At 51.0% G+C, this 26,886-nt stretch carries 18 protein-coding genes, 1 pseudogene and 1 other annotated feature; of the genes and pseudogenes, 16 read left to right on the top strand and 3 right to left on the bottom strand.

The window, feature by feature from the left end:
- Positions 1-13: 13 nt before the first annotated feature.
- From D3P08_RS19100 to D3P08_RS28095, 9 genes are all read left to right on the top strand, one after another.
- On the top strand, positions 14-850 hold the full coding sequence (locus D3P08_RS19100; protein ID WP_119601482.1) for a hypothetical protein: 837 nt from the start codon (positions 14-16) through the stop codon (positions 848-850).
- Positions 851-2,749, top strand: coding sequence for an Mbeg1-like protein (locus D3P08_RS19095; RefSeq protein ID WP_119601480.1), 1,899 nt, complete (start codon positions 851-853; stop codon positions 2,747-2,749).
- A gap of 41 nt (positions 2,750-2,790) precedes the next feature.
- Positions 2,791-3,594 (top strand): copper amine oxidase N-terminal domain-containing protein, encoded by an 804-nt coding sequence (locus D3P08_RS19090; RefSeq protein ID WP_206098980.1) that lies wholly within the window; start codon positions 2,791-2,793, stop codon positions 3,592-3,594.
- A 19-nt stretch (positions 3,595-3,613) separates the two neighbouring features.
- Positions 3,614-6,400, top strand: a complete 2,787-nt coding sequence (locus D3P08_RS19085; RefSeq protein ID WP_119601478.1) for a hypothetical protein — start codon at positions 3,614-3,616, stop codon at positions 6,398-6,400.
- 221 nt (positions 6,401-6,621) lie between these two features.
- Positions 6,622-8,838: a pre-toxin TG domain-containing protein gene (locus tag D3P08_RS19080; RefSeq protein ID WP_162848531.1), complete on the top strand. Its 2,217-nt coding sequence runs from the start codon at positions 6,622-6,624 to the stop codon at positions 8,836-8,838.
- Between the two features lie 11 nt (positions 8,839-8,849).
- Positions 8,850-9,236, top strand: a complete 387-nt coding sequence (locus D3P08_RS19075; protein ID WP_119601474.1) for an immunity 22 family protein — start codon at positions 8,850-8,852, stop codon at positions 9,234-9,236.
- Positions 9,237-9,806: 570 nt separating this feature from the next.
- Positions 9,807-10,544, top strand: coding sequence for a DNA/RNA non-specific endonuclease (locus D3P08_RS28100; protein WP_240647652.1), 738 nt, complete (start codon positions 9,807-9,809; stop codon positions 10,542-10,544).
- A gap of 7 nt (positions 10,545-10,551) precedes the next feature.
- A complete protein-coding gene (locus tag D3P08_RS19060) occupies positions 10,552-11,025 on the top strand; it encodes an antitoxin YezG family protein (protein ID WP_119601468.1) in 474 nt (157 codons plus the stop codon).
- Between the two features lie 54 nt (positions 11,026-11,079).
- Positions 11,080-12,498, top strand: coding sequence for a hypothetical protein (locus D3P08_RS28095; RefSeq protein ID WP_119601466.1), 1,419 nt, complete (start codon positions 11,080-11,082; stop codon positions 12,496-12,498).
- On the opposite strand, the pseudogene D3P08_RS19050 reads toward D3P08_RS28095, so the two are convergent.
- Positions 12,463-12,854, bottom strand: a pseudogene (locus D3P08_RS19050) (endonuclease V); the annotation flags it as partial. The gene D3P08_RS28095 and the pseudogene D3P08_RS19050 overlap by 36 nt on opposite strands.
- 170 nt (positions 12,855-13,024) lie before the next feature.
- Positions 13,025-13,201 carry a YjfB family protein gene (locus D3P08_RS19045; RefSeq protein WP_119601465.1) on the bottom strand — a complete coding sequence of 59 codons (177 nt, stop codon included), beginning with the start codon at positions 13,199-13,201 and terminating at the stop codon, positions 13,025-13,027.
- A gap of 148 nt (positions 13,202-13,349) precedes the next feature.
- Positions 13,350-13,578 (top strand) — a binding site (T-box leader).
- A gap of 306 nt (positions 13,579-13,884) precedes the next feature.
- Between D3P08_RS19045 and tyrS the strand changes: the two genes are divergently transcribed.
- Complete coding sequence (gene tyrS / locus D3P08_RS19040) at positions 13,885-15,150, top strand: tyrosine--tRNA ligase (protein ID WP_119601463.1); 1,266 nt, start codon at positions 13,885-13,887, stop codon at positions 15,148-15,150.
- A 53-nt stretch (positions 15,151-15,203) separates the two neighbouring features.
- Here tyrS and D3P08_RS19035 read toward each other — a convergent pair whose 3' ends face one another.
- On the bottom strand, positions 15,204-15,542 hold the full coding sequence (locus D3P08_RS19035; protein WP_119601461.1) for a L,D-transpeptidase: 339 nt from the start codon (positions 15,540-15,542) through the stop codon (positions 15,204-15,206).
- Between the two features lie 254 nt (positions 15,543-15,796).
- On the opposite strand from D3P08_RS19035, the gene D3P08_RS19030 reads away from it, so the two are divergent.
- The 6 genes from D3P08_RS19030 to D3P08_RS19005 all read left to right on the top strand — a co-directional run bounded on the left by D3P08_RS19030 (position 15,797) and on the right by D3P08_RS19005 (position 26,845).
- Positions 15,797-16,825 carry an S-layer homology domain-containing protein gene (locus D3P08_RS19030; RefSeq protein WP_162848530.1) on the top strand — a complete coding sequence of 343 codons (1,029 nt, stop codon included), beginning with the start codon at positions 15,797-15,799 and terminating at the stop codon, positions 16,823-16,825.
- 217 nt (positions 16,826-17,042) lie between these two features.
- Positions 17,043-21,329 carry a sugar-binding domain-containing protein gene (locus tag D3P08_RS19025; RefSeq protein ID WP_119601457.1) on the top strand — a complete coding sequence of 1,429 codons (4,287 nt, stop codon included), beginning with the start codon at positions 17,043-17,045 and terminating at the stop codon, positions 21,327-21,329.
- Positions 21,330-22,162: 833 nt separating this feature from the next.
- Complete coding sequence (locus D3P08_RS19020; RefSeq protein WP_119601455.1) at positions 22,163-23,701, top strand: sugar ABC transporter ATP-binding protein; 1,539 nt, start codon at positions 22,163-22,165, stop codon at positions 23,699-23,701.
- Entirely contained in the window at positions 23,673-24,683 is a 1,011-nt protein-coding gene (locus tag D3P08_RS19015; RefSeq protein WP_119601453.1) for an ABC transporter permease, read from the top strand. Before D3P08_RS19020 ends, D3P08_RS19015 begins: the two co-directional genes overlap by 29 nt.
- Positions 24,680-25,708 carry a galactofuranose ABC transporter, permease protein YjfF gene (gene yjfF, locus D3P08_RS19010; protein ID WP_119601451.1) on the top strand — a complete coding sequence of 343 codons (1,029 nt, stop codon included), beginning with the start codon at positions 24,680-24,682 and terminating at the stop codon, positions 25,706-25,708. Before D3P08_RS19015 ends, yjfF begins: the two co-directional genes overlap by 4 nt.
- A gap of 69 nt (positions 25,709-25,777) precedes the next feature.
- Complete coding sequence (locus D3P08_RS19005; protein ID WP_240647651.1) at positions 25,778-26,845, top strand: ABC transporter substrate-binding protein; 1,068 nt, start codon at positions 25,778-25,780, stop codon at positions 26,843-26,845.
- The last annotated feature ends 41 nt before the right edge of the window (positions 26,846-26,886 follow it).

The following is a 26,886-nucleotide window of genomic DNA, read 5'->3' as shown; positions in this document are numbered from 1 at the left end:
AGGATGAGACAAGATGAAAATCGACTATAGGAAGGCAGTGATGATCCTGATGCTTCTACCCTTAATAACGCTGCTCGGCTGCGGATCCAAAGGCGGCCAATACGAGAATGCGTCGGCAAGGATTTTGAAGGCGCTGGAGGAGAAGTACGGCGAGGAGTTCGAGCTCGATAAAATCGGCGCAGGCTCCGGCACGATGAACGATAACACGATTAAAGCGACGGTCCGTCCGAAAAGCGATCCGAGGATTGTTTTCGACGTTGAGGTAACGAAGGATTTGAAAAAGGTTTATGACAAGTATTTGAATGTCATTGTTGCCCAGTCCAACCTAGCGCCGATTACGGATTTGGCGAGGCAGGTGTGGAGCGACGGCAGGGTTGAAATCTCGAATGATACGGTTTTAACCTACCCGACGCATACGGACAGGGATATGACCTATGAGAAGTTTTTGGAGCTGTATCCTTCGAACTGGCAGGTCATTTTTGTATTTGTAAATGCCTCCAATTATATCGATGAGAACGGCGAAATGAATGAGGATGCGGAGATCGAAAAATATAAGTCCTTCGCCAAGCTGCTGGAAGCCAATAAGTATGTGAAAAGCGGCGTAAGCATTGTTTATTTATCCGAACAGGCTTATGGAAGATTGGACAGCATTCAGCAAGAAACCGTCAATGTCGAGCAGGTATTGTACAAGGAGCAGGAAGAGGAGGGGCTATTAAACAGCGTCACCCGGAATGGGTTCGATTTACTGGAAAACGGGGAGCTCAGTAAGTCGGACAATGCGTTTAAAGAAACGTTTTCCGTATGGCGCGAGTCTCGTCAGAAGTATATCCGGGATAAGGGGGAGGAGTAAATGCAGCAAATCGATGAGGTTGAACTTCAGAAGTTATCTCAGCTGGTATATTTGGATGTTTTGAAGCCGGACGGTTCAAATACAAATTTATCCAGAATCTATAAGGAGACAAACTCAATTACCATTGGCCAGCTCATCGACTACTACAGCTCCGACCCGGCAGGAATCAGGCAGCTAGAAGAGCGTTTTATCAAGGAATTGGACGGCAAGCCGGAAATTGATTATTGGAAAGGGCTCTTGAGCGAATTGTCGCAAAATGAAGAGATGCGGCAATGGAAAATCAGCGACGTGAAGCCGAACACGGAAACCGGCTTTGCCGCGATGACGATTGAGCCGGTAAGCTCGGATTCTTCCCAATCCTCAAGCGGGAATACAAAAATCGTTGTTTTCCGGGGCAGCGAGCCGATGGAGGACCTTCAATATTGGAATGACTGGTCCAATAACCTGCGGACGATGTATATGCTGGAGTCCCCTCAGCAGGCGGAAGCGAAAAAGTATATGGAAGACCTGATCCGGAAATATCCGGAACTGGAGGAGCTATACACAACCGGACACTCGCTTGGGGGGAATCTTGCGCTGTATGCGGGCTTTACGCTACCGGAAGAGGTCTTGTCGAAGCTCGTAACAACCACCACTTTTAACGCTCCCGGCTTCAATACGGCTCTCCTGAATAAACATCAGCATGCAATTGACTACTTAAACGCTCAAGGGAAGCTCAGAGAATTCCGGAATAACGGGGATATTGTGCCGGCTCTGTTCCATAACCCTTCGTCCGGCATCTACTTAGCCTCTGATTTTGATAAAACGGACTATATGGGCAGCCATTCTCTCTTTGCCACTTCGATGAACGCTACCGGAACGGGCTTTGTGCTCAACCACAAGCAAAGCTTCGATCTCATTCCCCTGTCGGTCAAATTGCTGACGGTCGAGCTGGAGTCGATGCCGTACGAATTAAAGGAAAAGCTCGTCGAAGAAATCGACCGAACGATGACAGAGGGCTTTGACTGGAAACGGACATTATCTGTTGCCTTTGAAGTGGGACCGGAACTTATAAAGGAATTGAAGGAAGAGCTTCGAATCGCCGTCACGTCATTTATCATTGACCAGATCCGTTATCGGCTCATCCCTTGGATCAAAGATGTCCTGACAAAAGTGAAGGAGGGACTCATTAACGGAGTCAAATCGTTTGCCGCCGTTTCGTTCAACCTGATGGAAGCCTGGATCAACAATAAGATCGAGAGGTCGATGCTTTGGTCCAAATGGAAGGATGAGCTGCAGTCCGCAATCTCGAGCTTTTTTGACAAAATGGAGAAAAACTTCAACCGTCTGGTCGACCGCGTCGTGAAATGGGCGGAGGACGAAGTGTCGTATTGGATGGAGGAAGGCAAGCGCGCGGTGACCGGTATCGCGACCATTGTAAAGGAAACGACGGATGCCATCGGGGAAAAAGCCAAAGAGATTGCTTCGAGCATAAAGAAGTTCCGAGATCAAAAGATGAATGAGCTGAAGGCCGCCGCCTATAAAGCGGTAACGCTAGTCAGCATCGGAATAGGGAAGGTCAAAAAAGGAGTAAAAATAGTAGCCAAAATGCGGGAGCTAGAGTCGCTCGAACATTCGCTTAAGAAGAAGGAACGCGCATTACACGATATTTTGGCCTCGGCGATAAAGAGGGCGACGCATTCGGCGGAGCAAGCGGACAGGAGTTATGGGGAATCCGGCGTTCAGTACAGGGTTCGAAGGGTGATGAATCTGTGCGACAAAATAAGCAAAGAAAGACAGAAGATCGAAAGTCAGATTCAGGAGCTCGCCGAAGGCGTGAGAGACGCAAACGCCGCATATAACACGCTCGAGTCGACGCTTAAGCGAACCTTGATGCGCGCGGTAGGTTTGAGATTTTAGCAGAGGCATTTATAAATAACTATATTTGGAGGACATAAACGATGAATAGAACGTTGAAAAAATTTCAATTGAGCTTACTGATGATCGTAGCCGCAGCCTTAGTGCTAACCAGCTTCCATGTATCCGCTGCCTTTCCGCTGAGGGTCGTGGTGAACGGAGAGCGTGTCAATTTCCCTGACGCTCAGCCTTATATTGATGAGAATGACCGTACGATGGTTCCTGTACGTTTTGTAAGTGAGGCGCTTGGAGCCGATGTGAAATGGGAAGATAAAACGAAAAAAGTCACGATAACGAAAGGCAGCATTAAAGCTATTCTTCAGATCGGAAAAAAATCCATTGACGTAAATGGTAAAGCACAAAACATGGATACCGTTGCTATTAAAAAGGAAGGAAGAACGTTTGTACCCGCACGTTTTGTCAGCCAAGCGCTTGGAGCAGATGTAGAGTGGGATGAGGCGGTAACGACGGTTTATATCACGACTGGCGGTAAGGATGAAGAGAAGCCTGGAGCGACGAGAGATGTCGCGGGATTTAAAGTTCCAGAGGATATCGATTTACTGGTTGTAGATTCCACATATAACGGGGAAGTAATCGTAGAATTTGAAGTCAATCTGTTACGAGCAAATGTAGAGAAACAAATCGAGGATCTGGCCAAAATTTTATCTCAAAAATGCGACCAGGATACTGTAGATGCCGTGGTTGATCATATAAAGAAAAAGCAGGAACGATTTTATGAGCTAGAAGAGAAGTTTATACATGACAAAAAAAGTAAACAAGATGTTTGGATTATGCAATCATATCTAGAAGACATAACCGTAGTGTATTTCACTAGTATCAAAGCATGAATGTTTCCGGAGGTAACAAGTGAGAAGAATAGGCGCGGTATTGCTATTATTTTTATTACTCATCCCCATGATTTCGGTGCAGCAAATTGAGGCGGTCGGTGAAGAGATCACTACAGCTCAGCAGTCTGTCGATATGGCCAATCAATATATGCGCGACTATTTGGGATATGAAGGCGATTATTTCGGCATGCAGTCATCTAAAGGCAAATATCTTAATCAAACGTTGGCAGTAAGGGGAAATGCCGCGTTTTCTAACTTTCCTGTGCTTGTATACGGGGATGCATATGCAGGTGCGGTTGAAGGAACGAAATACGGAAACGACACAAGGGTAGTCGACCACAAAAATGAGCTGCGGGCCATCGGTTTTTCGTTCTTAGACGACCCGTACGCCAATCCCGCCTTCCATATCGATGATGTCACTTACGTACGTCGATGGATCAAGGAGCCATGGCGTTTACCTACAGTTAGAGATAAGGAGATTAGGAAAGAGCTATTGCCTGATGACTCGAGAGATAGACACACATACCAATATTTAAAATATGAACCCGATACATTTTCAACGGCTTATAGCGTTATAAATCAGTGGGTAAAGGCTCGCACCATGTTACCTGATAGGATCGAGCAAATGACTGGTAACCGCAAGTTTTATAATAGAGCTATCGAGAACGTCCCAGAAGTTCTAAAAGATAACCCTGAAGATTACATTTACATGATCCAACCGCCAACCTACCATACCTGGGGTGTTGGCATTGCCTTCTACTACTACGGGGGTAACGGACCGAACAATATTTACGAGCCGAACAACTATCTATACTACCAGTACTTCCGCTACAAACCTTTCGCCATGCTCGAGAACGATTTGTCCGCCCACTTCGAGCTTCTCCCTTCGACCGCTAATGCGGGAGATCCCGTTGAAGTGGCGGTAGCGCTGCAATCCACTTTCAAAGATGCAAAGACTACCGATTTCGAATGGGATATTCGCGCTAAAAACGGAGAGAAGCTTAGCGTCACCTATTCCGGTCACGCTGACGATCCGTCAGGGGAAATCGAAATTGGGGGCAATAACGAACGGCTGCTGAGAGCCAAGTTTACGATGCCGGCGAGTGATGTATCCATCAACTTCACGATGAACAAAAACCATAATTCGCCGATTGAACGAACCTATGACAATAACGATCTAGCCTCCAGCCCAACGGCAGTCAAATCTATTACGCCTTCACCGCCCTACAAGTCGAACCAAGAGGTTTTGGATTACAACGTTTTATCGAAGAAATTGGTCTATCCGCTTAACGGAGGCTCAGCAATTACGGCCACTCTGAGTAAACCGTCCGATGCCGACTGGAATGGAAATGCGACGGGCAGCTTGAATGTGTCGAATGGGCAGCCCAATTTGTTCCGGGAGTTTGAGGTTAGGAATAATCCGCCTGTTAACGAGGCTTCCGCTACAATCAGCCGAAAACCGATCATCGATATGAAAATTTTGCGTACGGACTTTGGCGATGATCCGGTACACGGCAGATGGCTGAACTGGGCAACTCCGGGAACACCGAAATACCGAACTGGCAATATCCCTGCAAGCGGCTCCGTAAGCAGGCCTTATGTCATTGAAAGAGTGGTATGCCATACAAGCACCAATGACCAAGGCCAAGAAGAGCGTGATTGCGACACGGTTTACGAGTATGGGACATCAACAGCCGCATTTCCGAACCATACCGACGAAGTGACCATAGGCGCCCGTATTTATAATGGGATGGCGAACTTGCCGGCTCTGACCTACGAGAACAAAATTGATAACAATTCGACAAGCTCCTTACTCAAAAAGCTATATTGGAAAAATGAGCCTTATGATTACAGAACAGTGCGTTGGATGGCGCACGACGCGTACGGCAGCCTATCTGACTGGACGGCCGTTACAGGCCAATACGAAAGAAAGTTCACGCATCAAGCAGATGGAGAAGTCGGTTGGAAGGTTGAACAGTCGCAGGCGCAGGCCTACGAGCCGAGCCGTACGGCTGCGAAGAATAAACAGAACGTGAAGAGCCAATACGACATTGCGGTTTTTGCAACGGATAAAGAGCTGCAAAAGTACAATTATCCGATTAAATCCGGCTACTATTTCAACCCGGCAGGAAAGTATACCTTCACGGTCGAGACCGTCACGTTCAAGCAATCGAGTGGTAGAACGCAGGACCACAAAGATTTGGTAGACAAAGTGATCGACTCATTCCGTTACGAAAGCGACCTCATTTATATTGATAACAATAAAAATGCCGTGAATGTGCGAGGAGAGAAACTGAGCAGCCGCGGCAACAGACCGGTCATGAAGACAGGCGTATTAACGCGTAACAACCCAAATGGCGTCAATGGCTGGAAGCTGCTGCATGTGAAGGATGACGACTATGACAGAGACGTGGAAGAAATAACGTCCGCGCAAGATTCCAGCGGTAATTTACACCCCTACTGGGAACGCGTGCTTGAAGGCTACAGCGCTTCAAGGACACAGGACAGCTCGACGGATTATAAGTACAAAGAGTACGTGAAGAGCGGTCAGCCGAAAATGTATAAAGTCACTGAACGAACGACCGTTACGATCACGATCGGACCGGAAGACGGCAAGAAGCTGTATACGCACGCCCATATGCCGGACGGCGCGTACAACATTGAAGTATCGGTTGGAGACGTGAACCTAAGCAGCATGCCATATGCGTATAAAACACTTCCGGCACTAAAAGGCATTGACTTCGGCAATGCCAACCGCATGACGGTTACAGTCAAAGGCTCGATGTACGACGATTTGAATAGTTAATGGGAGGGGGTTCGGGCATGGAGCAGCGATCCAACCCCGACCGCATTGAACATTTGTCCCAGCAGCTGAAGAAGAAACGGAACGCGCTCGAAGACGCGGTGTTTAGCGAAGTGAACAAAGCAAGCCGGCTCGTCGAGCGAGCGTACTCGGCTTACCCGGAGTGGGTCGTTCGATCGGCGGCACAGAAGGTAGATGGGCGAATCGGAGAGATCCGTAAACAGATGAACGACATTCTGAAGCTGACAGATACCCAGTCACGCGAGCTGTTAGAGGTTTCCGGGGAATATAGACGAGTCGAGCGTGAAATGGCGAAGAAAGCGAAGCTGGCGATGCAGCCGCTTCGCTTTCTTCCTGCTGTCGTCAAGAGAGATCTGCCAAGTCTTCTGCTATCGGCTGTAGGGGCGTGGAAAGCTGCGGAACCGGAAGGGATAGCGGGTTTTCGGGAAAGGATTCAGTATCGCGTAAAAAACGCAGGCGAGTTTCTTGGCAGTGTGTTTGATAGGCTGCTGACGGCGAAGGTTTCTTTTGTGAAGGAAGACCCTGTCATTGCGGAGCTGCTTGGCAAGCTGAAGAACGGTTCAGCGGAGGAGCGAACGGAAGCGCGTAGGCTGTTGATGGAAGCGGCAAAGGCGCTGCAGGATATCGCGAAGAGCCAGCAGGCTTATGATGTGTATGCCGTATATGGGAATACCGCATACATGGAGGAGGAGCAGAAACGAGCGGAGGAAGCAAGAGGGAAATTGCGTCAGCTCGGTATCACGGAGTCTTATTATGGAGCAGACGCAGACCTAACTGTATGGCTAGGCGATAGAGACCCATTAAAATCCGTGCAATACAACCCGCTCATGAACGATCATTCGCCGATGCCGGAAAACGGAGAGTTGCGAGCGCTGCTAAGTCAGGCGATGATGACGGGTGAAATAGGGGATCGGGCCAGGCAGCAGCTGCAGGAGATTAAAGCGCTGCAAGAGAATATGGAAAGTAGTATGGTGGGTGTCTTTGCGCGCCTGCGCGAGGGCGACTATACACAAATGCTAATAGAAGTCGCCGCCATCATGCAAAGTTATGCGAAGCTGGATCGCTATCAGGTGCTGCCGGTGCAAATGGAGGATATCCTATTCGCCCTGCCAAGCGGCGACGTCGTAAAAGTCGGCATGCCATCGAAGATGGTGAACGATGTCATGGGCGACCACGAATTGGATTCGAAGAAACTAGGGGTCTGCTACTATGTGCGGGCAGATGGCAGCAAAATTGACGTAGATTTGACCAAGCTGTCGGAACTCATTCATGAATACAATGAGCAATACGGCAAAATGTTGGACGAAACCTATGTCTTGTGGGGACATGAAGAGGAAGAAATCGGATTCCTGCAATACGTCATTGAACAGGGCTATGACCCTCGGACATTTGTGCCAACGGATAACCAAGAGCTGAGCAATTATTATCTCGATATTCGCCAAGCGAAGATTGAAGTCTATGAAGTGAAAACGGAAGCAGAGTCAGGCTCATGGCTGCCGCATATAAGCCTAACCATGGATTTTGTGCCGCTCATAGGGACGGTCAAGGGACTCTATGAGGTTTGGGAAGGAGAAGATCCATTAACAGGCGGGAAGTTGGCTGCTGCGGATAGGATGGTCGCGGGAGTAGGGACAGTCGCATCTTTGCTTCCAGGCGGGAAAGTAGTCGTAAAGGCAGGATGGAAATGGGGCACCAAGCTGTTTAGGGGATCCGATGAAGCGGTCCAAGCAGCAGATGAAGCCATGTCGGCGACAAGCAATGGAGCAGCTTCAATCACAAGAGCGAGTCGAAGTGGTGTAAGCGGAGGGCTGGAATGGTTCTCGAACCTCCGACCGGCAACTATTAACGGCATTGATTTCAGAAATATAGATTTCGGCGACGTGAACAAGATCGAGTCACCGAAAATAAACACCCCTCAAAGGCAACAGCAGATCCAAGATCTCGAAGACGGGTTATATTCGGGTGGAAAGCGGGACGATGGGATTGAGGGGACGGGTAATGTACTTGATTCTGTTCCATCAGTGAAAAACGGTGAGTTCAATAATTGGTTCAATTCTCTGACTCCTGATGAATTTGATAAAGTGTGGGCAGACCCTAAACTAAGAGATACCATAAAAGACCGACTCAGACATCCAGGAGGATTACATGAGTGGCATTTGGTATCAAGAGCAGACGTATTCAAAAGATGGGGAGTAACAAGCGAACAAATTGCTGAAATGAGGACGCTTATAAGCGAGACCAAGTTCGTGAATCCCGCTGGTAAGCATGGTGGGAAAGGCTCAACAAAAGCACATAATGAATTGCTAGAAATTATTGATTCGTCTACTGATTATGATATGTTTAGAAGAAGGCTACAAAACTGGGCTAATTATAGGTTTGAGGGTGGGGTAGATGCTCTACCTGATGGACTAAAACCTTAGGGAGGCTTAACATGGAACAGGAAGGATTCGTGTCTTTGTGGGTGGGCAATGTTCAATCTTACGAGGAATTGGACAGATTACTTACAGTCTCTTATTCCGATGAAGGAGATTTTATTCCATCCATATTCGCTAAACACTTTGAGATTCGCAGATATGATGATGCAGTAAGAGAAGCAGAATATTATGAAGAAGCAAGTAATGACCTATATCAATTACTTGAAGGATTCTCTTATGATGATGAAATTGCTCCGAAATTTAATACACTAGTGCAGGAAGAATTACCAAATGATATTAATGCAGTTATTTTACTATATAACTTTAAGTATACTGGGGAGATTGTTGAAGCTACAATTCTATCCAATTACCTGAGATACTTAGGTTCGGTGGAATACCAATAATGGGGCTACCCAGTGTCGAATGAACCCATCATTCTCTCAGTAGCTTGAATAACCCATATAATACCCGTATAAAGATTTTGTCATTTCGGTTGTACATACGAAAATCTTGAATTTTATACCCTAAATAACGCTGTAGCGTTACATCAAACAGGTCGATTATGGTCAGATATTACCATGATTGACCTGTTTTTTGTTATCTTCGTTTTCTTGCGGTTTTTTCAAATTAAACGCAACTTTGCGAATAGATACCCCGATGGATATAGTGTCAAGAGCATCGCAACTATTTTGCAGGAGAGTCCGACCACTATATTGTCAGGACTTAACTGAAAATTTAACAACGGGAAGATCATGTGTTAAAGGCTAGAAGGAAGCGATGGAGAGCGCGAAGCAAACGGCGTCAACGATCAAATATTTTATCGATAACCCTGACAAAATCGTCGATGTAGCCAAACAACTATACGCCGATTTTGATACAATGAGCCCAGAGGAAAAAGCGGACATATTGGGCGCGCTGGCATCGAACTTAATCCCTGGAGCGGCTGTGACGAAGGTCACAAGGTTGATAATGTTGTGGATGGGATTAATAATATTTCAAAGCCGGATCATGGCAGCGGTGACGATGTCCCACTGACTAGCAACGACGGCTCGGTAGACCCTTTTGACGACGATATGCGCGAACAAATTTTGGCCAACATCGCCGCCAGCAAACTAGCAAGAGATGCTTCTCATTTTGATGACTATCTGGAGATTGAGAAAAGGCTTTTAAGGGATCTGGAGCAGCGTAAAGAGTTAGAGGGGACGGTAAGGGTTGAAGTTCCTTATGGAACACAGATTACTAAGATTGGAAACAAGAAAGTGCTACAAAAGAATGTGAAGTACATAACACCAGAGGGCTATACTTATGAAACGAATGAATTCGGCCATATAGAAAGTGTAGAGGCTGACTTGCAACTAGGAACAGGAACAAGAAATCAATACGCTCAAAGTACTGTGGGAGATGAAGATAGAATCCGAGGTAATTATCCAGAAAGGGACGATGGAGGCCATTTAATTGGTAACCAATTTAAAGGTTCTGGAGACATAGATAATTTAGTTCCAATGAACTCCCAAATTAATGAAGCTGGTGGGAAGTGGCACCAGATGGAAAAAGAGTGGGCTTCAGCCTTAGAAAGAAATGGGGACGTTGTAGTAAAAATAAAACCTCAGTATACTGGGAATTCAGCAAGACCTGATAGTTTTATAGTCGAGTACTCAATAGATGGTGGTAGGAAAAAGAAAGTCACAATATTAAATCAAATTGGAGGCTAAAGAAATTATGGAACAGCAGTTAAATCAGATGTATCCCCTAATAGCGCAGCATATTATCGGAATGATACCTGATGGTAAATGGAATGAGATATACTTGTATGCTGAAATAATAGACGGTTCTAGGGAAGTGTATTTTTATTTTAATACTTCTGAAAATGAGGAGTTCGTATATTCCCATGATATTCCTGATAAATATAGTGTGAGTGAAATGGCCTATGATGACCTATTATTGGAACTACAAAGGATATTTAGTGAACTAAGACAAATATTTATTGATAATGATCAAAAACCATGGACAAATTTAACATTTACATTGAAATCTCCTGGAAAGATGAAAATTCATTATGATTATGAGGATGTAATAAATTCTGAAGTTTCTCCTACCCAACGACAAATGATCTTTGAGTATAAGCATTTAGGCTTGTTTCCTTCAAATGAAAAAGACAGGAAGTTTGTAGAGGACTATGTAAAAAGTAGGTAAAAATAGCAGAATTGCCTATCAATCTAAAAATAGTTAATGGGAGGGGGTTCGGGCATGGAGCAGCGATCCAACCCCGACCGCATTGAACATTTGTCCCAGCAGCTGAAGAAGAAACGGAATGCGCTCGAAGACGCGGTGTTTAGCGAAGTGAACAAAGCAAGCCGGCTCGTCGAGCGAGCGTACTCGGCTTACCCGGAGTGGGTCGTTCGATCGGCGGCACAGAAGGTAGATGGGCGAATCGGAGAGATCCGTAAACAGATGAACGACATTCTGAAGCTGACAGATACCCAGTCACGCGAGCTGTTAGAGGTTTCCGGGGAATATAGACGAGTCGAGCGTGAAATGGCGAAGAAAGCGAAGCTGGCGATGCAGCCGCTTCGCTTTCTTCCTGCTGTCGTCAAGAGAGATCTGCCAAGTCTTCTGCTATCGGCTGTAGGGGCGTGGAAAGCTGCGGAACCGGAAGGGATAGCGGGTTTTCGGGAAAGGATTCAGTATCGCGTAAAAAACGCAGGCGAGTTTCTTAACCATGTGTTTGATAGGCTTCTGACGGCAAAGGTTTCTTATGTGAAGGAAGATCCTATCATTGCGGAGCTGCTTGGCAGGCTGAAGAACGGTTCAGCGGAGGAGCAAACGGAAGCGCGTAAGCTGCTGATGGAAGCGGCAAAGGCGCTGCAGGATATCGCGGAGAGCCAGCAGGCTTATGACGTGTATGCCGTATACGGGAATACCGCATACATGGAGGAGGAGCAGCAGCGAGCGGAGGAAGCGAGGGAAAAGCTGCGTCAGCTCGGCATCTCGGAGTCTTATTATGGGGCGGATACGGATCTGACCGTGCTGCTAGGTGATAAGGACCCATTAAAATCCGTGCAATACAACCCGTTCATGAACGATCATTCGCCGATGCCGGAGGATGAGGAATTGCTGGCGCTGATTCGTAACGGCTTCGAAGGCATTATACCGAATATGACGCTTGAAGGGATGCAAGCCTCCTACGCGGTATTGGAAGAGCAGATTAAGGAAAGAGAACGGCAGGCCATTATTGACGCGTACATCAAAAGCATGCTTCCGCCAACGCATTTGCCTGACGGCACGCCGATTACGGCGGATAACAAGGTGAATGAGACGACCTATGCGTATTTTGAGGAGCATGTGCTGTATAAACACGAGGACTATATGTATGTTAACGTGCCGTACACGGCCTACGACGCGTGGGTCAAGGATACTTATGGCAGGACCGGCTGGGAGGAGGCTGTACATCTAAGCGATATTTTTATACGAAGCCTGGGAGAGGAGCTTATAACGGGAGTCATTGATCTCGGAAGCACAGTCGTAGAGTTTGTCATCGATCCGGTGAAAGTCACGAAGGAAGCGATGGAGAGCGCGAAGCAAACGGCGTCAAAATGGTCTCATGATTATCGATTAAGGGTGACTGGGATCTCTATGTTGTTCAGGCTCTTGATACTCGCCAACTAGCTTTGTTTTTCCGCATCCAATGGTAGGAATGTCAAACGTAACTCCTAAATGGCACGCTAGTCCAAATCGTCTAGGATGGGCGAGCGCTCTCGGAACGAAAACAAACCAGGGATATAAGGAAATGGGACTGTATCTTCAATGACGACGGACTCTACAACCTTCAATGTCTCTAGCTTTATGATAACAATTGCTGCGACCAGCGTGTCATTGTTTTTACTATAAGCCACGTCTACCCCAGCAACATGATGAACCGGGTCCAGACGATCTTCGGTAATTACTTTTTGAGCTAATTCCCGCTGTAATTCAATGGCTTCCATCTCGCTTAATTTCCACGGGTGCTGTAATACGGCTTCCATTATAATTTCCTCCAATAATTTATCAATGGACAGCTCTATGTTATCGTAGTTTTAGAAGCTTCGTCAAAAAATGAAGTATGCATGGCGAGTATGAGTAATAGCTCGGAAAGTATAAGCCGCACCAAAAAAAATGCCTTCTAAGGCAGCAAAACCTCAGAAGACATCCTACGCTAAACTCGAATATCAAGATTTTTTCCCAGATTCGGATCCAGACTCGCGTTCATCATTTGCACCAGGCTTTGCCCTTGCTGCTCGGCTTGTCCCTTTGCCATGCTAAGCACTCTGATGCTTACGGCTTGAGATAACGACGCGCTGCTAAGCGACGTGGATAAGGCAGCAATATCCATAGATTCACCTCCTCCAATGTTTTGCGTCAGCAAAACAGGCTTCGAAAGCATACGTTTCATGCTCTACTCCTTTCTTATCGGCAGAACTCGGCTCAATCAAAATATTGACATCGCGTAATGATTTCCCTATACTGTCTGTAATCCAATATGGAATACGTTGAAGGAGACCAGTAGCGGAGTTGTCCCTGTTCCTAGAAAGCCGGGGGTTGATGGAACCCGGCACACACAATGCCGCGAATTACACTCTGGAGTATCTTGGGTAATGCCAAGCGGGTGCGACCGATACATCGCAGAAAGTGGTATTGATGGTCCCGTTAATGCGGGTTAAATCATCGATGCAATTTGGGTGGTACCACGGTTATCCAATCGTCCCTATGTCTACATTAGACTAGGGGCTTTTTTTGTTTTTGCTGCATGATGAAACATCGCAGAATGATGCAAATGTGCATCAATTTATCGGAGAGCAAGGGTAGTTTGTAGGAAATGATGCAGCGGTACAGCATTTTAGGAAGCAGAGTGCTCCTCCAAGTGTAGGTAGGGGAAAAAATTCTGCACATATGCATCAATTCTAGTGAAATGGGGTTAACCGCTCTGAAAAAGCTGCAGATTTGCATCATTCTCGGAGTGGTTGGGGCATCTAGACTAATAAATAACTTTGAGGAAGAAGAAGGAGCTGAGTTTGAATGAACATTATCGACGAATTGGAATGGCGCGAGGCCATTAACCAGCAGACGGACGCGGAGGGCTTGCGCGAGCTCGTAAACGAGAAGAAAATTTCCTTGTACTGCGGAGTTGACCCGACGGGCGACAGTATGCATATCGGCCATTTGATTCCATTCATGATGCTGAAGCGGTTCCAGCTGGCGGGGCATCGCCCTGTAATTCTGATCGGCGGAGCCACAGGTACGATCGGCGACCCGAGCGGCCGCACGTCGGAGCGTTCGCTGCAATCGTTGGAGCAGATTGAGGCGAATGTCGAGGCGCTTACGGCACAAATGAAGAAGCTGTTCGTCAAGGAAGACGGCAGCGGCGAGCTGCTTCTTGTGAACAACTATGACTGGACGCATAAAATCAACGTGATTGAGTTTTTGCGCGACTACGGCAAAAACTTCAGCATCAACAATATGCTTGCGAAGGATGTTGTATCGAGCCGTCTGGAGAGCGGGATCTCGTTCACCGAGTTCTCCTACCAAATTCTTCAGTCGCTCGATTTCCATCATCTGTACCGGGAAGAGGACGTGCAGCTGCAAATCGGCGGCTCCGACCAATGGGGCAACATTACGGCAGGCCTCGATCTTATCCGGAAGAAGGAAGGCGCGGAAGCCAAAGCGTTCGGCCTAACGATCCCTCTGATGCTGAAGGCTGACGGAACGAAGTTCGGCAAGTCAGCGGGCGGTGCGGTATGGCTTGACCCGAACAAGACGACGCCGTTCGAGTTCTACCAGTTCTGGGCGAATACGGATGACCGCGATGTCGTCAAATACTTGAAGTACTTCACCTTCCTGGACAAAGAAGCGATCGAAGCGCTGGCGGAGAAGGTGCAGACCGAGCCGCATAAGCGTGAAGCGCAAAAGACGCTGGCGGAAGAAATGACAAGATTCGTGCACGGCGAGGAGAGACTCGAGCAGGCGAAAAAAATTACGGCGGCATTGTTCACAGGCGACATTAAGTCCCTGACTGCGGATGAGATCGAGCAGGGCTTCAAGGAAATGCCGACCTTCCAAGCGACGAAGGAAACGAAAAACATCGTCGATTGGCTGGTGGACGTAGGCATCGAGCCTTCGAAGCGCCAAGCGAGAGAAGACATTACGAACGGCGCGATCTCGATGAACGGCGAGCGCGTAACCGACCTGTCGCTGGAGGTTACGCCGGACGACTCGTTCGACGGCCGGTTCATCATTATCCGCAAAGGCAAAAAGAATTACAGCCTGGTCAAATTAACTTCATAATAGATAAAGGTCTTTCGCAGGCTCCATTGGCTCGCGAGAGACCTTTTTTTTCGTTAGCGGCGTATCGTCACTCTCGTCCCGACCGGAGCAAGCTTGGACAGTGCCAGCACATCCTCATTGTGCATGCGAATACAGCCAAGCGACACCTCATGACCGATGGATGCGGGGTTATTGGTTCCGTGAATGCCGTAATGAGGCTTAGACAAGCCCATCCAGAGAACGCCGAACGGCCCGCCGGGATTGGCCTGCTTGTTAACAATGGTGAACTCCCCTGTCGGCGTATCGTGCAGCATTCGCCCGATCCCCACTTTATATTGGTTCGTCACGATATTTCCGTCCAGCAGGTACAGGTTACGGTCGGAGAGATCGACGATAATGCGGTAATTCGGCATAAGCCCTCCTCCTCCAAAGTTTACTTCGTAACAATATGGTATGGCATATGCTTACATCCTACGCCGGCAATCGCGTATAGGAGTGGGTGCATGCAATCCGATATAATCTCAGCCGAATATCGTAACTTTTGACCTGAAATTGCAAATACAGAAGCGGAATTCCCTTTGTAAAATAAAACTAACTCGTCATGTCATTGCATGAATGATACGAATCGTATCAAGAGTCTTGAAGAACGAAAAGAGGGGGAATGTTCGTGAACAATAGCAAGCGGTTTGTGATGCTGGGGCTTTTTGCGTTATGGATCACTGTTCTTCTTCCCGCTTATGCGGCAGCCGAGCAGCAGCAGGCATTTCGCTTAGCGGCTGATAAGAATGGGAGCTTAAGCGCTCACGAAATCAAGATTGACGTGAGGGGGGAATCGCTGCAGGACGTGTATGCCTATGAAGTCAAGCTGTCGTATGACCCTGCCAAGCTGCGGTTTAAAAGCGCATCGAGCGGGGCGGTGGCCGGTTTTTCGATCAAGCCCCAAGCGGAAGACGGGCAGGTCGTATTTGCAAGCACGAAGACAGGGCAGAAGAAAGGGGAGAGCGGAAGCTTTATTTTATGCAGTCTCGTGTTTGAAGCGGTCGGCACGGGAAATTCAGAGGTGAAGCTGACCAGTGTAAAGCTGGTCGACAGCGCGCTCAAAGCTTTGGAGAACAAACCTTCCGTCAAGCTTGGTCTGGAGCTCGCAGGACCGGTCTTTAAGGATATACAAGGCCATTGGGCGGAAGCGGCGGTCATCCGCGCAGCGCAGTCGGGATTTGTCAAAGGCTACAGCGATGGAACGTTCCGGCCGGAGGCCCAGGTTACACGCGCCGAATTCGCGGTCATGCTGGCGAGAGCGCTCGAGCTGCCGGCTGCAGCGGAATCCGTGTCTGCGTTCGCGGACAGCGGCAGCATTCCGGTCTGGGCGCAGGAATCGATTGACGCAGCGGTTCAGGCAGGCGTCTTGAAAGGGTATGATGACGGCACGTTCCAGCCAGAGCGGCTCATTACAAGGAGCGAGGTTGCGGTAATGGTCGCCCGGGCGCTGGGACTTGCGGCTGAGGCGAACGATCAGAGCAGCTTTGCCGACCGCCTTGCCATTCCCGCATGGGCGGAGCCTTCAGTTGCCGCAGCGGTGGAGGCGGGCATCGTGAAGGGGCGCGGCGGCAACAGGTTTGCGCCGGACGCGAACACGACGCGCGCGGAAGCCGTTACGCTGCTGCTTGCGGCGGCTGATAGCCGGAACGCGAAGTAGCGGTTCCTATCGATTATGGAAGGGAGGTGTTGCCGAACGCAGCTGATCGAATGTGGGCTATTGCAGGGAGCGAGCTTGTAGCGGGTAAAGGGAGTGAAGGCAATAGGAGTCGACGACTCCTGGTCAGTCATAGAAGAGCTTTGAACGGGGTCGGCCATATACACATCGGGATCTGGCAAAGCCGGCAGGACGGATAATGGGTTAGGAGGAATGATTGATGATAATAGGAAGAACCAAAGCAATAAGCGCGGTGACGGCGCTCGCCGTCTTGTTCAGTCTAATCGCGGCCGCATTTGCGAACGCTCCGCGCGCCTATGCGTCGGAAGCGGCTGCGAGCGAGGAGGCGCCGCTGTATCAAGGGCTTAAGGCGGAATATTTTGCCGTGGGCAATCCGCCGGGGTACGCATTCGGCGATGCGAAAGGCGTAGGCCTTGCGAAATCGCTCGACATCAACAACCTGGAGCCGACGTTCAAGTTTATAACGGGTCTCGAGAATCGGGTCGGGGTCAGATTGACGGGGTATATCGTGCCAGAATTTACGGAGGATTATACGTTTTCCATTATCGGAGATAATGGCTTCCGGCTGTGGATCGATGACACGCTTGTCATCGACCATTGGATCGGGGACTGGGATAAGGAGCAGATCGGGGCGCCGGTTGCCCTTACGGCCGGACATAAGCATGCGATTAAGCTTGAGCTGTTTGAAGATAACGGCGGATCCAATGTTCATCTGCGCTGGGAAAGCGCCAGCATCACGAAGGAAGCGGTGCCGGCCTCCGCGTTTTATATGCCGGAAGGCTTTCAGCCGGGAGGCGTCATTGCGCAGGATGGACTGACGGCGGAGATTCATTTTGAAGCGCCGCTGAAGCCTGAATCGGTGACGGGAGAGCTTTTGAGCCATATGTCGCTGCGGATCCCGACGGGGAATCTGCAAGCCGCCTCGGCAGAATTAAAGGATGGGGACGCTCAAACAGTTGTCATCAAGTTTCAGAATCCCGTCTACGGTAAGGACATGGACACGGTGAAGGTCGTCTATGACGGAGCAGGCGGACTGGAAACACAAGCTGGCGAGGCGGTTGCCGCATTCGATAAACCTGTTCTCAATCTGTCCGCGTATCAGATTATGACGCCATGGGCGGACGACGTCGATCCGGCTAACGTGCTTCCGGAATATCCGCGGCCGCAGCTTGCGCGCGACGCTTGGCTGAATTTGAACGGTGAATGGGAATTCCAGGCGGCGAGGGTAGGGGAAGCTTTGCCGGCAGGACAGACGTTAAAGGAGAAAATTCTCGTGCCTTTCGCGGCGGAGGCGAAGCTGTCCGGCATTAACCGGGTTGAGGACCTGATGTGGTACAAACGCGAATTCACCGTTCCCTCCGAATGGGACGGCCAGCGCGTGAAGCTGAACTTCGGCGCGGTCGATTATTTGGCGACCGTCTATGTGAACGGCCAAAATGTTGGATCGCATAAAGGCGGTTACACGTCCTTCAGCTTCGACATTACGGATTATTTGGTCGAAGGCGAGAACGAACTCATTGTGCATGTATTGGATAAATCGGATATGGGCGAGGATCAGGCCGTCGGCAAGCAGACGGTGAAGAAGCTCGGCGGCATCTGGTATACGTCCGTATCGGGCATTTGGCAGACGGTATGGCTGGAGCCGGTGGCGGCAGCTCATATCGAGAAGCTGGATATGGCGACCGACATCCAAGAAGAGGTACTGAAGCTGACGGCGCCTGCCGCAGGCGCGCAAGCTGGAGGTTATACCGTAGAGGCGGTTGTCTCCGCCGGCGGCGAGACGATCGGCAGCGCAACCGGCGAACCGGGCAAGGAAATACGGGTAGCGATTCCGGATGCCCGGCTGTGGTCGCCGGATGATCCGTTCTTATACGATTTGAAGGTTTATTTGAAAAACGGCGATACGGTTGTCGACGAAGTGACGAGCTATTTCGGCATGCGGGAGATTAAGCTCGGCAAGGTTGACGGCATTACCCGGCCGATGCTGAACGGCGAATTTGTGTTCCAGATGGGGCCGCTCGATCAAGGCTTCTGGCCGGACGGCATCTACACGGCGCCAACGGACGAAGCGCTGCGATTCGATATTGAAGCGGTGAAGCGCGTCGGCATGAACACGATCCGCAAGCATATCAAGGTCGAGCCGGCCCGCTGGTACTATTGGGCGGATAAGCTGGGCGTGCTCGTCTGGCAGGATATGCCGAGCCTCGAGGACCGTCAGTATAACCGCGGCTCCGATATTTCCGACGCGGCGAAAGCGCAATGGCTGAAGGAGTACAAGGAGATGGTGGATCAGCTTCGAAGCGTCACGTCCATCATCGTATGGACAGTATTCAACGAAGGCTGGGGGCAGTTCGACCAAGGCGGGGCAAAAACGAGAGAAGCGACGGCTTATGTAGAGAGCCTCGATTCGACGCGCCTTGTGAACAGCACAAGCGGCTGGTGGGATGCCGGAGCCGGCGACCTAATCGACATGCACAGCTATCCTGCGCCGAATTCGCCTGCTCCATCCGATACGAGGGCGGCCGTGCTGGGTGAATACGGCGGATTAGGGCTGCATGTACCGGGTCATGAATGGAGCCCGCTCGTCTTCTCGTACCAGCTGATGAACAGCAAGGAGCAGCTGACTTCACAGTATATCAATTACATTGACCGCGTGAAGGAAATGAAAGCGAACGGTTTAAGCGCCGCTATCTATACGCAGATTACGGATGTGGAGTATGAGATTAACGGCTTATTGTCCTACGACCGCAAAGTAGAGAAAATCGATTTCGCCCGCATCGCCAAGGCGCACCGCGAATTAATCGGCGGCGTGACGAAGGAGGATTTGCTCGAAGAGCTTGCGGCTGCGGAAGCGTTGGCAGACGGAGCTGTGACAGGCGGCGGCGCCGGCCAGTACGCGCAAGCGGTCATGGAGGCTTTCCGAGAAGCAATTGAAGCAGCGGCCGCTGTAGCGGATAACGGGAACGCGACGAAGGATCAAATTCAAGGCGCGATCACTTCGCTGAAGAGCGCCAGGGAGCAGTTTTTTGTCTCCGTGAACGATCCGATTCCTGCAGGATCGTCCGTCGACGGCTTCGACGAGGAGCAGCTCGATCCTGCCTGGACGGTATACAAGCCGAACAACAGCAAATGGTCGCTGACGCGCAAGCCGGGCTTCCTCAGCCTCGAAACGTCGGGCGGTGATATTTATCAGGAGCTCAACAGCTTGCCGAACATTTTCCTGCAGGACGCGCCAGAAGGGGATTTTGCGATTACATTTAAAGTAACGGCGCCGGTCAGAAGAAACTACCAGCAGGCAGGACTCATTCTGTGGCAGAACGAAGACAACTTCTTCCGGCTCGGTCACGTCTGGGATACGACCGGCTCCACGGGCAAGAGCCTGGAGACCGCGTACGAGAAAAACCGTGTCTATCGAAAAGCTTCGAATATGGCGCCGCATCCTGGCTATGACACATCCTACCTGCAAATTCGGAAGGTCGGCAACGTCGCGTCCACGTATTATTGGGACGGAACAGCCTGGAAAGCTGCAGCTGATCCGATGACCATTGATTTAAGCGATTTGAAAATCGGCTTTTACGGCATGTCTACCGGCGACAACGTTCATATCCAAGCTGACTTCGATTATTTCTCCGTCGGACCGGTCGCGCCTGAACAGCCGCAGGAGCCGTCGGTAATGCTCAGCGGGCCTTCGCAGACGGCGACAGGCGAAAGCTTTGACGTGATGGTCGGTTCATCTGATATTGCGGACGAACGCTTCGAAACGATGTTCGCGCAAATCTTGACGGTGAACTTTGATTCCAGCAAGCTTGCGCTGTCATCGGCGGCGTCCGTGAAGGAAGGCTTCGGCGTGCTGGAGCAGAAGGTGCTTGAGCCGGGCAAGGTGCGGATCGTAGCTGCGGGCCAAGGCAGCGGCATCGACGCGAACGCCGAATGGCTGAAGCTTAGCTTCATGACGCTTGAAGCGGAGGAGGCTTCAAGCACGGTGATCCGCGTATCCGATGCGGAAGCGGCGAACGGCTCCGGCGAAGAGCTTCAGCTTCGCGATGCGGAGCATGCGGTGAACATTCGCGCTCAGGCGGATGTGTCTGCGCTGCTCGAGGCGATCGCTTCCGCTGAGGCGATCTACAACGCAGCGGTAGTCGGTACGCTGCCTGGTCAATATCCGGCGGCCGCTAAGACGGCGTTCGGCGCGGCTATCGCGGAAGCGAAGGCAACCGCTGCGGACGGAGACGTTACCGGCGCGGAAGTGACGGCGGCAATCAATAAACTGAATGCGGCTGTTGCAGCATTCCAAGCATCTGTGCTGTCCGGCGACATCAATAACGACAGCCGGATTACGGTCGGCGATCTCGGCATTCTGGCCGCCGCTTACGGCAAGTCGAGCTCTGACCCGGATTGGGCGAGATACAGCAAGGCGGATCTGAACAGAGACGGCAAGGTAGACATCGAGGATATCGCGATGATGGCCCGCTGGATCCTGATCTAGCGGAGGGTCGATGGATAACGGACAATGACAGTATAGAGGCTCGGGACAGGTTCCGAGTCTCTTTGTTTTTGCTGCGATGTGTGCCCTTGTACAGTACGAAAAATCGTAAAAAAGTGGGTGGGGGAGGTGCGAACCCCCGGAGTTTGTACGAAAAATCGTACAAAAGCGGGCGAGCGAGTTGCGAACCCCCTGAGTTTGTACGAAAAATCGTACAAAAGTGGGCGGGCAAGTTGCGAACCCTCGGAATTTGTACGAAAAATCGTACAAAACTGGGCGGGCAAGTTGCGAACCCTCGAAGTTTGTACGAAAAAACGTACAAAAGCGGTCGAGCGAGTTGCGGAATCCCGGAGTTTGTACGAAAAATCGTACAAAAGCGGGCCATCAAGGCGCGAACTCCCGGAGTTTGTACGAAAAATCGTACAAAAGCGGGCGGGCGAGTTGCGAACCCCCGGAGTTTGTACGAAAAATCGTACAAAAGTGGGCGAGCGAGTTGCGAACCCCCGGAGTTTGTACGAAAAATCGTACAAAAGCGGGCGGGCGAGGTGCGAAACCTCGGAGCTTGTACGAAAAATCGTACAAAAGCGGGCCATCAAGTTGCGACCCCCCCGGACTTTGTACGAAAAATCGTACAAAAGCAGGCGGGCAAGTTGCGAAACCCCGGAGTTTGTACGAAAAATCGTACAAAACAGGGCCACCCAGGGGTGAGGTCCCGGAGTTTGTACGCCAGCTGCCCCAAATGTCCGAAATGTGAAAAAAAAGACCAATATTTCTAAATACGGCGAAAGGCCGAATTTCCTACAATTGGAGGTGAATACGGAAAGAGGTGAAGGCTCATGGACCAAAAAATCGTGCTGGAGGCCAGCGGAATCAGCAAATCGTTCCCCGGCGTCAAAGCGTTGTCGAACGTAAGCTTTGCCCTTCGCAAAGGTGAAATCCACGCCCTTATGGGCGAGAACGGCGCGGGCAAATCGACGTTAATTAAAGTGCTGACGGGCGTACACGAGCGGGATGAAGGCGAGATCCGGCTGTCGGGACGCGTCATATCGCCAAAGTCCCCGCAGGAGGCGCAAGCGCTCGGCATTAGCACCGTGTACCAGGAAGTAAATTTGTGTCCGAACCTTACGGTGGCGGAAAACATATTTATCGGGCGGCATCCGAGGAAGCGGGGATTGATCGACTGGGAGACCATGAACCGGGAGAGCGAGAGGCTGCTGGACCGGTTGGAGCTTGACGTTGACGTCAGGCAGCCGCTGTCGCATTATTCCGTAGCTGTGCAGCAAATGGTCGCGATCGCGCGAGCCGTCGATATCTCGAACGGCATTCTTATTCTGGACGAACCGACTTCAAGCCTTGACGCCAGCGAAGTGAGCAGCTTGTTCAAGGTGATGCGCAAGCTGAAGCAGGAAGGCTTAGGCATTGTGTTTGTTACCCATTTCCTCGATCAAGTGTACGAGGTGACGGACCGGATTACCGTGCTGCGCAACGGGGAGTATGTCGGAACGTACGAGACGGAGCAGCTGACGAAAACCGAGCTCGTCTCCCATATGATCGGCAGGGAGTGGAACGAAACCGACGCGAAAGCTGGCGCCGCAAAAGAAATTCCGACCGGCGGCGAAATTTTCCTGACCGCCGGCTCGCTGGGCAAGAGGGGCAGCCTGCATCCGATCGATCTGCATATCCGAAAAGGAGAGGTGCTCGGACTGGCCGGGCTGCTCGGATCCGGCAGAACGGAGCTGGCGAAGCTCATCTTCGGCATTGACAAGGCCGATGAAGGGACGCTTACGATTAGCGGCGAACAGCTCGCCGACATGTACCCGCAGAAGGCGATTCAGAAGGGACTCGGCTTCACGCCCGAAGACCGCAAGGTGGCGGGTATCGTCGGGGAGCTGACAATCCGCGAAAATATCGTGCTTGCGCTGCAGGCCCGCAAAGGGCTGTTCTCGTACATTCCGCTTCGCAAGCAAAAGGAGATCACGCAGCATTACATCGACCTTCTTCGAATTAAGACACCGAGCGGCGAGCAGAAAATCGATAACCTGAGCGGGGGCAACCAGCAGAAGGTTATTTTGGCCAGATGGCTGGCGACCCAGCCGAAGCTGCTTATTCTGGACGAGCCGACGCGCGGCATCGATGTCGGTTCCAAAGCGGAAATTCGAAAGCTGATTCTCGACCTGGCGGCAACGGGCATTTCGATCCTGATCATTTCGGCGGAGCTGGAGGAGATTGTGCAATGCGCAAGCCGCATTATCGTGCTGCGAGACCGGATTAAAATCGGCGAAGTAAGCGGGGAGAGCATGAGAGAGAACGTCATCATGGAGATGATCGCGAAAGGAGCGGAAGTCTATGGCGATTCTGACGGCATTGGCGCATAGGCTGGTCAAGCAGAAGCTGATCTGGCCGCTGCTGGCGATCGCGGCGTTATTCCTGTTCAACCTGATCGTCATCCCGGAGTTTTACCGGATGGAGTGGAAGGACGGCCATCTCTACGGCAATTTGATCGATATTTTGAAAAACGGCTCGCCGCTGATCATTATCGCAATCGGCATGACGCTTGTCATTGCCAAGGAAGGCATTGATATTTCGGTCGGCTCCGTGCTGGCGATTTCGGGCGCGTTGGCCGTCATGCTGCTGGACAGCTACCCGCTGTGGGCGGTTATCGGAGCCGGGCTAACGGTGGGGCTCCTATGCGGGCTATGGAACGGCATGCTGGTCGCCTTGCTTGGCATTCAGCCGATGGTAGCGACGCTTATTTTGCTGACGATCGGCCGCGGGATCGCCCAGCTCATAACGGGTGGCCAAGTGCTGACGACAAGCGACGAAGCGTTTCAGTTCATCGGCAAAGGGCATTTGCTAGGGCTGCCGTTCCCAATCTTTATCGCGCTCGGCGTATTCCTTCTCACCTATTTGTTCAAGACGCGGACGGCGTTCGGCTTGTTCCTGGAGGCTGCCGGCGGCAACAAAACCGCGAGCGCTTACGCGGGCATTCGTCCCAAGGTGATCTTCATGACGGCGTACGCGATTACGGGCGTATGCGCCGGTATAGCGGGCATCATCATCAGCTCGAACGTAGCAAGCGCCGACGCCAACAATGCGGGGCTTTGGATCGAGCTTGACGCGATCCTGGCGGTCGTAATCGGCGGCACGTCCATGCGCGGAGGGCGCTTTTACTTAGGCGGGACGATTGCGGGCACCTTGTTTATCCAAGCGCTGACGACATCGATCTATTCGCTCGGCGTCGAGCCCTCCAGCATTTTGCTCGTGAAGGCGATTGTCGTCATCATCGTGTGCCTCATCCAATCCGACGTTTTCAGGCAATCGTTCATTCTATCGAAGAAGAAGGTGGCGCAGCGATGAGATCGTTAACCTCAAAAATAAGCCATAACAACATTATCGTACTGGCGACATTGCTTCTGCTATTGGTGCTCTACGGTTCGGGAGCGGCGCTGTATACCGGATTTTTTTCGCTTCAAGTGTTCCTGAACCTGTTCATCGACAACGCCTACCTGATCATCGTCGCGACCGGCATGGCCTTCGTCATTATAAAAGGCGGCATTGACCTGTCCGTCGCCTCGGTCGTCGCGCTGATCAGCATGGTATCGGCGGCTTTATTCCGGCAGGGGGCGAGCGCAGTTATCGTGATTCTAGCTTCGCTTGCGATCGGCACGCTGTTCGGGTTCGGGCAGGGCTATCTCATTCAGCGCTTCCGCCTCCATCCGTGGATCGTGACGCTCGCAGGCATGTTCCTTGCCCGAGGCATCAGCTTTATGATCAGCACGGAGAGCATCGTCATCGACAATCCGACCTTCGTGATGCTGTCCCAACACAAAATCTACGTATGGGAAGACGGGTTCATCAACGTCAGCGTCATTATCGCGGCAATCGTTGTCGTGCTGGCGATTCTCGCCGCGCGCTACTCCGCGTTCGGCAGGGCGGTATACGCCATCGGCGGAAATGAGAAGTCCGCCCTTCTTATGGGACTGCCCGTGGCCAAAACGACGATTCTCGTCTACACGCTGAGCGGCTTGTTCTCAGCGGTCGGCGGCATCGTGTTCACGCTGTATATGCTGTCCGGCTATTCGCTGCATCTGATGGGCATGGAGATGGACGCGATCGCGGCGTGCGTCATCGGCGGCATTCTGCTTACCGGCGGCTTCGGCTACCTGATCGGCCCGACGCTCGGCGTGCTGTGCACGGGCATCATCCAGACGATCATCATGTTCCAAGGAACGCTAAGCTCTTGGTGGACGAAAATTACGATCGGCTTTCTCTTATTTCTGTTCATGGCGTTTCAGCGGTTAATCGTGATGCGCAAAGAAAAATCAACGATTCCAATTTCCAAAAATCAGCCGAAATTTGAAAATAAAGTCGTTAATTTGTAAATACAGAGCAAATGCATTCTTTGTATAGTGAGGTTGCAGCGAATACAAGGTTTAAAGGGAGGAATAAGCGTGAACAGAAAGAAACCATTGTTCGTCATGGCGCTTTCGCTCATCATGACGGCAGCTTTGCTCGCGGGCTGCGGCAATAGCGGGAACGGGGGGAATGGAGGAAACGGCAGCAATACGGGGGGCAACGCGTCGAATGCGCCGCAGGAAACGAGCGAGCCGTCAAGCGCGCCGTCCGAAGAGCCGGCGGACAAAAAGCTCGTCGTCGGCTTCGCCCAAATCGGGGCGGAAAGCGGCTGGCGGGATGCGGAGACGGATTCGATCAAGGAGACGTTCGGCAATGACCCGGCCTTCGAATTGAAGTTCTCCGACGCCCAGCAGAAGCAGGAGAACCAGATTAAGGCGATCCGCACGTTCATCGCGCAGAAGGTCGATGCCATCGGCCTTGCACCCGTCGTTGAATCCGGCTGGGAGACGGTGCTGAAGGAAGCGAAGGACGCCGGTATTCCGGTCTTCCTGCTCGACCGTGGCATTACGAAAGGCAATGAGGACTTATACGTATCGTTTATCGGATCCGACTTTATTTTAGAAGGACAGAACGCGGCGAAATGGATGATCGACGAGTTTGGCCAGGATGCAGAGGTCAACATCGTGCAGCTGGAAGGCACAGTCGGCGCAAGCGCGGCCAACGACCGCAAGAAAGGCTTCGAGGACGCCATCGCGAATCTGCCGGGCTACAAAATCGTGTATTCGCAGACAGGCGATTTCACCCGCGCCAAAGGCAAAGAGGTCATGGAAGCCTATTTGAAAAAGGACAAAAACATTCAAGTCGTATACGCCCACAACGACGACATGGCGCTCGGCGCGATCCAAGCGATTGAAGAGGCGGGCCTCAAGCCGGGTACGGATATTAAAATTATCGGCGTTGACGGCATCAAAGCCGCATTCGAAGCGATCGCGGCCGGCAAGATGAACGTCACGGTCGAGTGCAACCCGCTGCTCGGACCGCAGCTCAAGCAAGCGATTCTCGACTATAAAGCCGGCAAAACGCTGGACAAATGGATTAAGTCCGAAGAAGACGTCTATTTCGGCCAGAAAGCGATCGATGCCCTGCCGAACCGCAAATACTAATAAACACCTCATGAAACGGCGACACAGCCGAACGCCTCTAT

Source organism: Paenibacillus nanensis (assembly GCF_003583765.1).
GTDB classification, from domain to species: Bacteria; Bacillota; Bacilli; order Paenibacillales; family Paenibacillaceae; genus Pristimantibacillus; species Pristimantibacillus nanensis.
The sequence above is the reverse complement of the archived record's forward strand: the minus strand, read 5'-3'. Positions and strand labels throughout refer to the sequence as shown.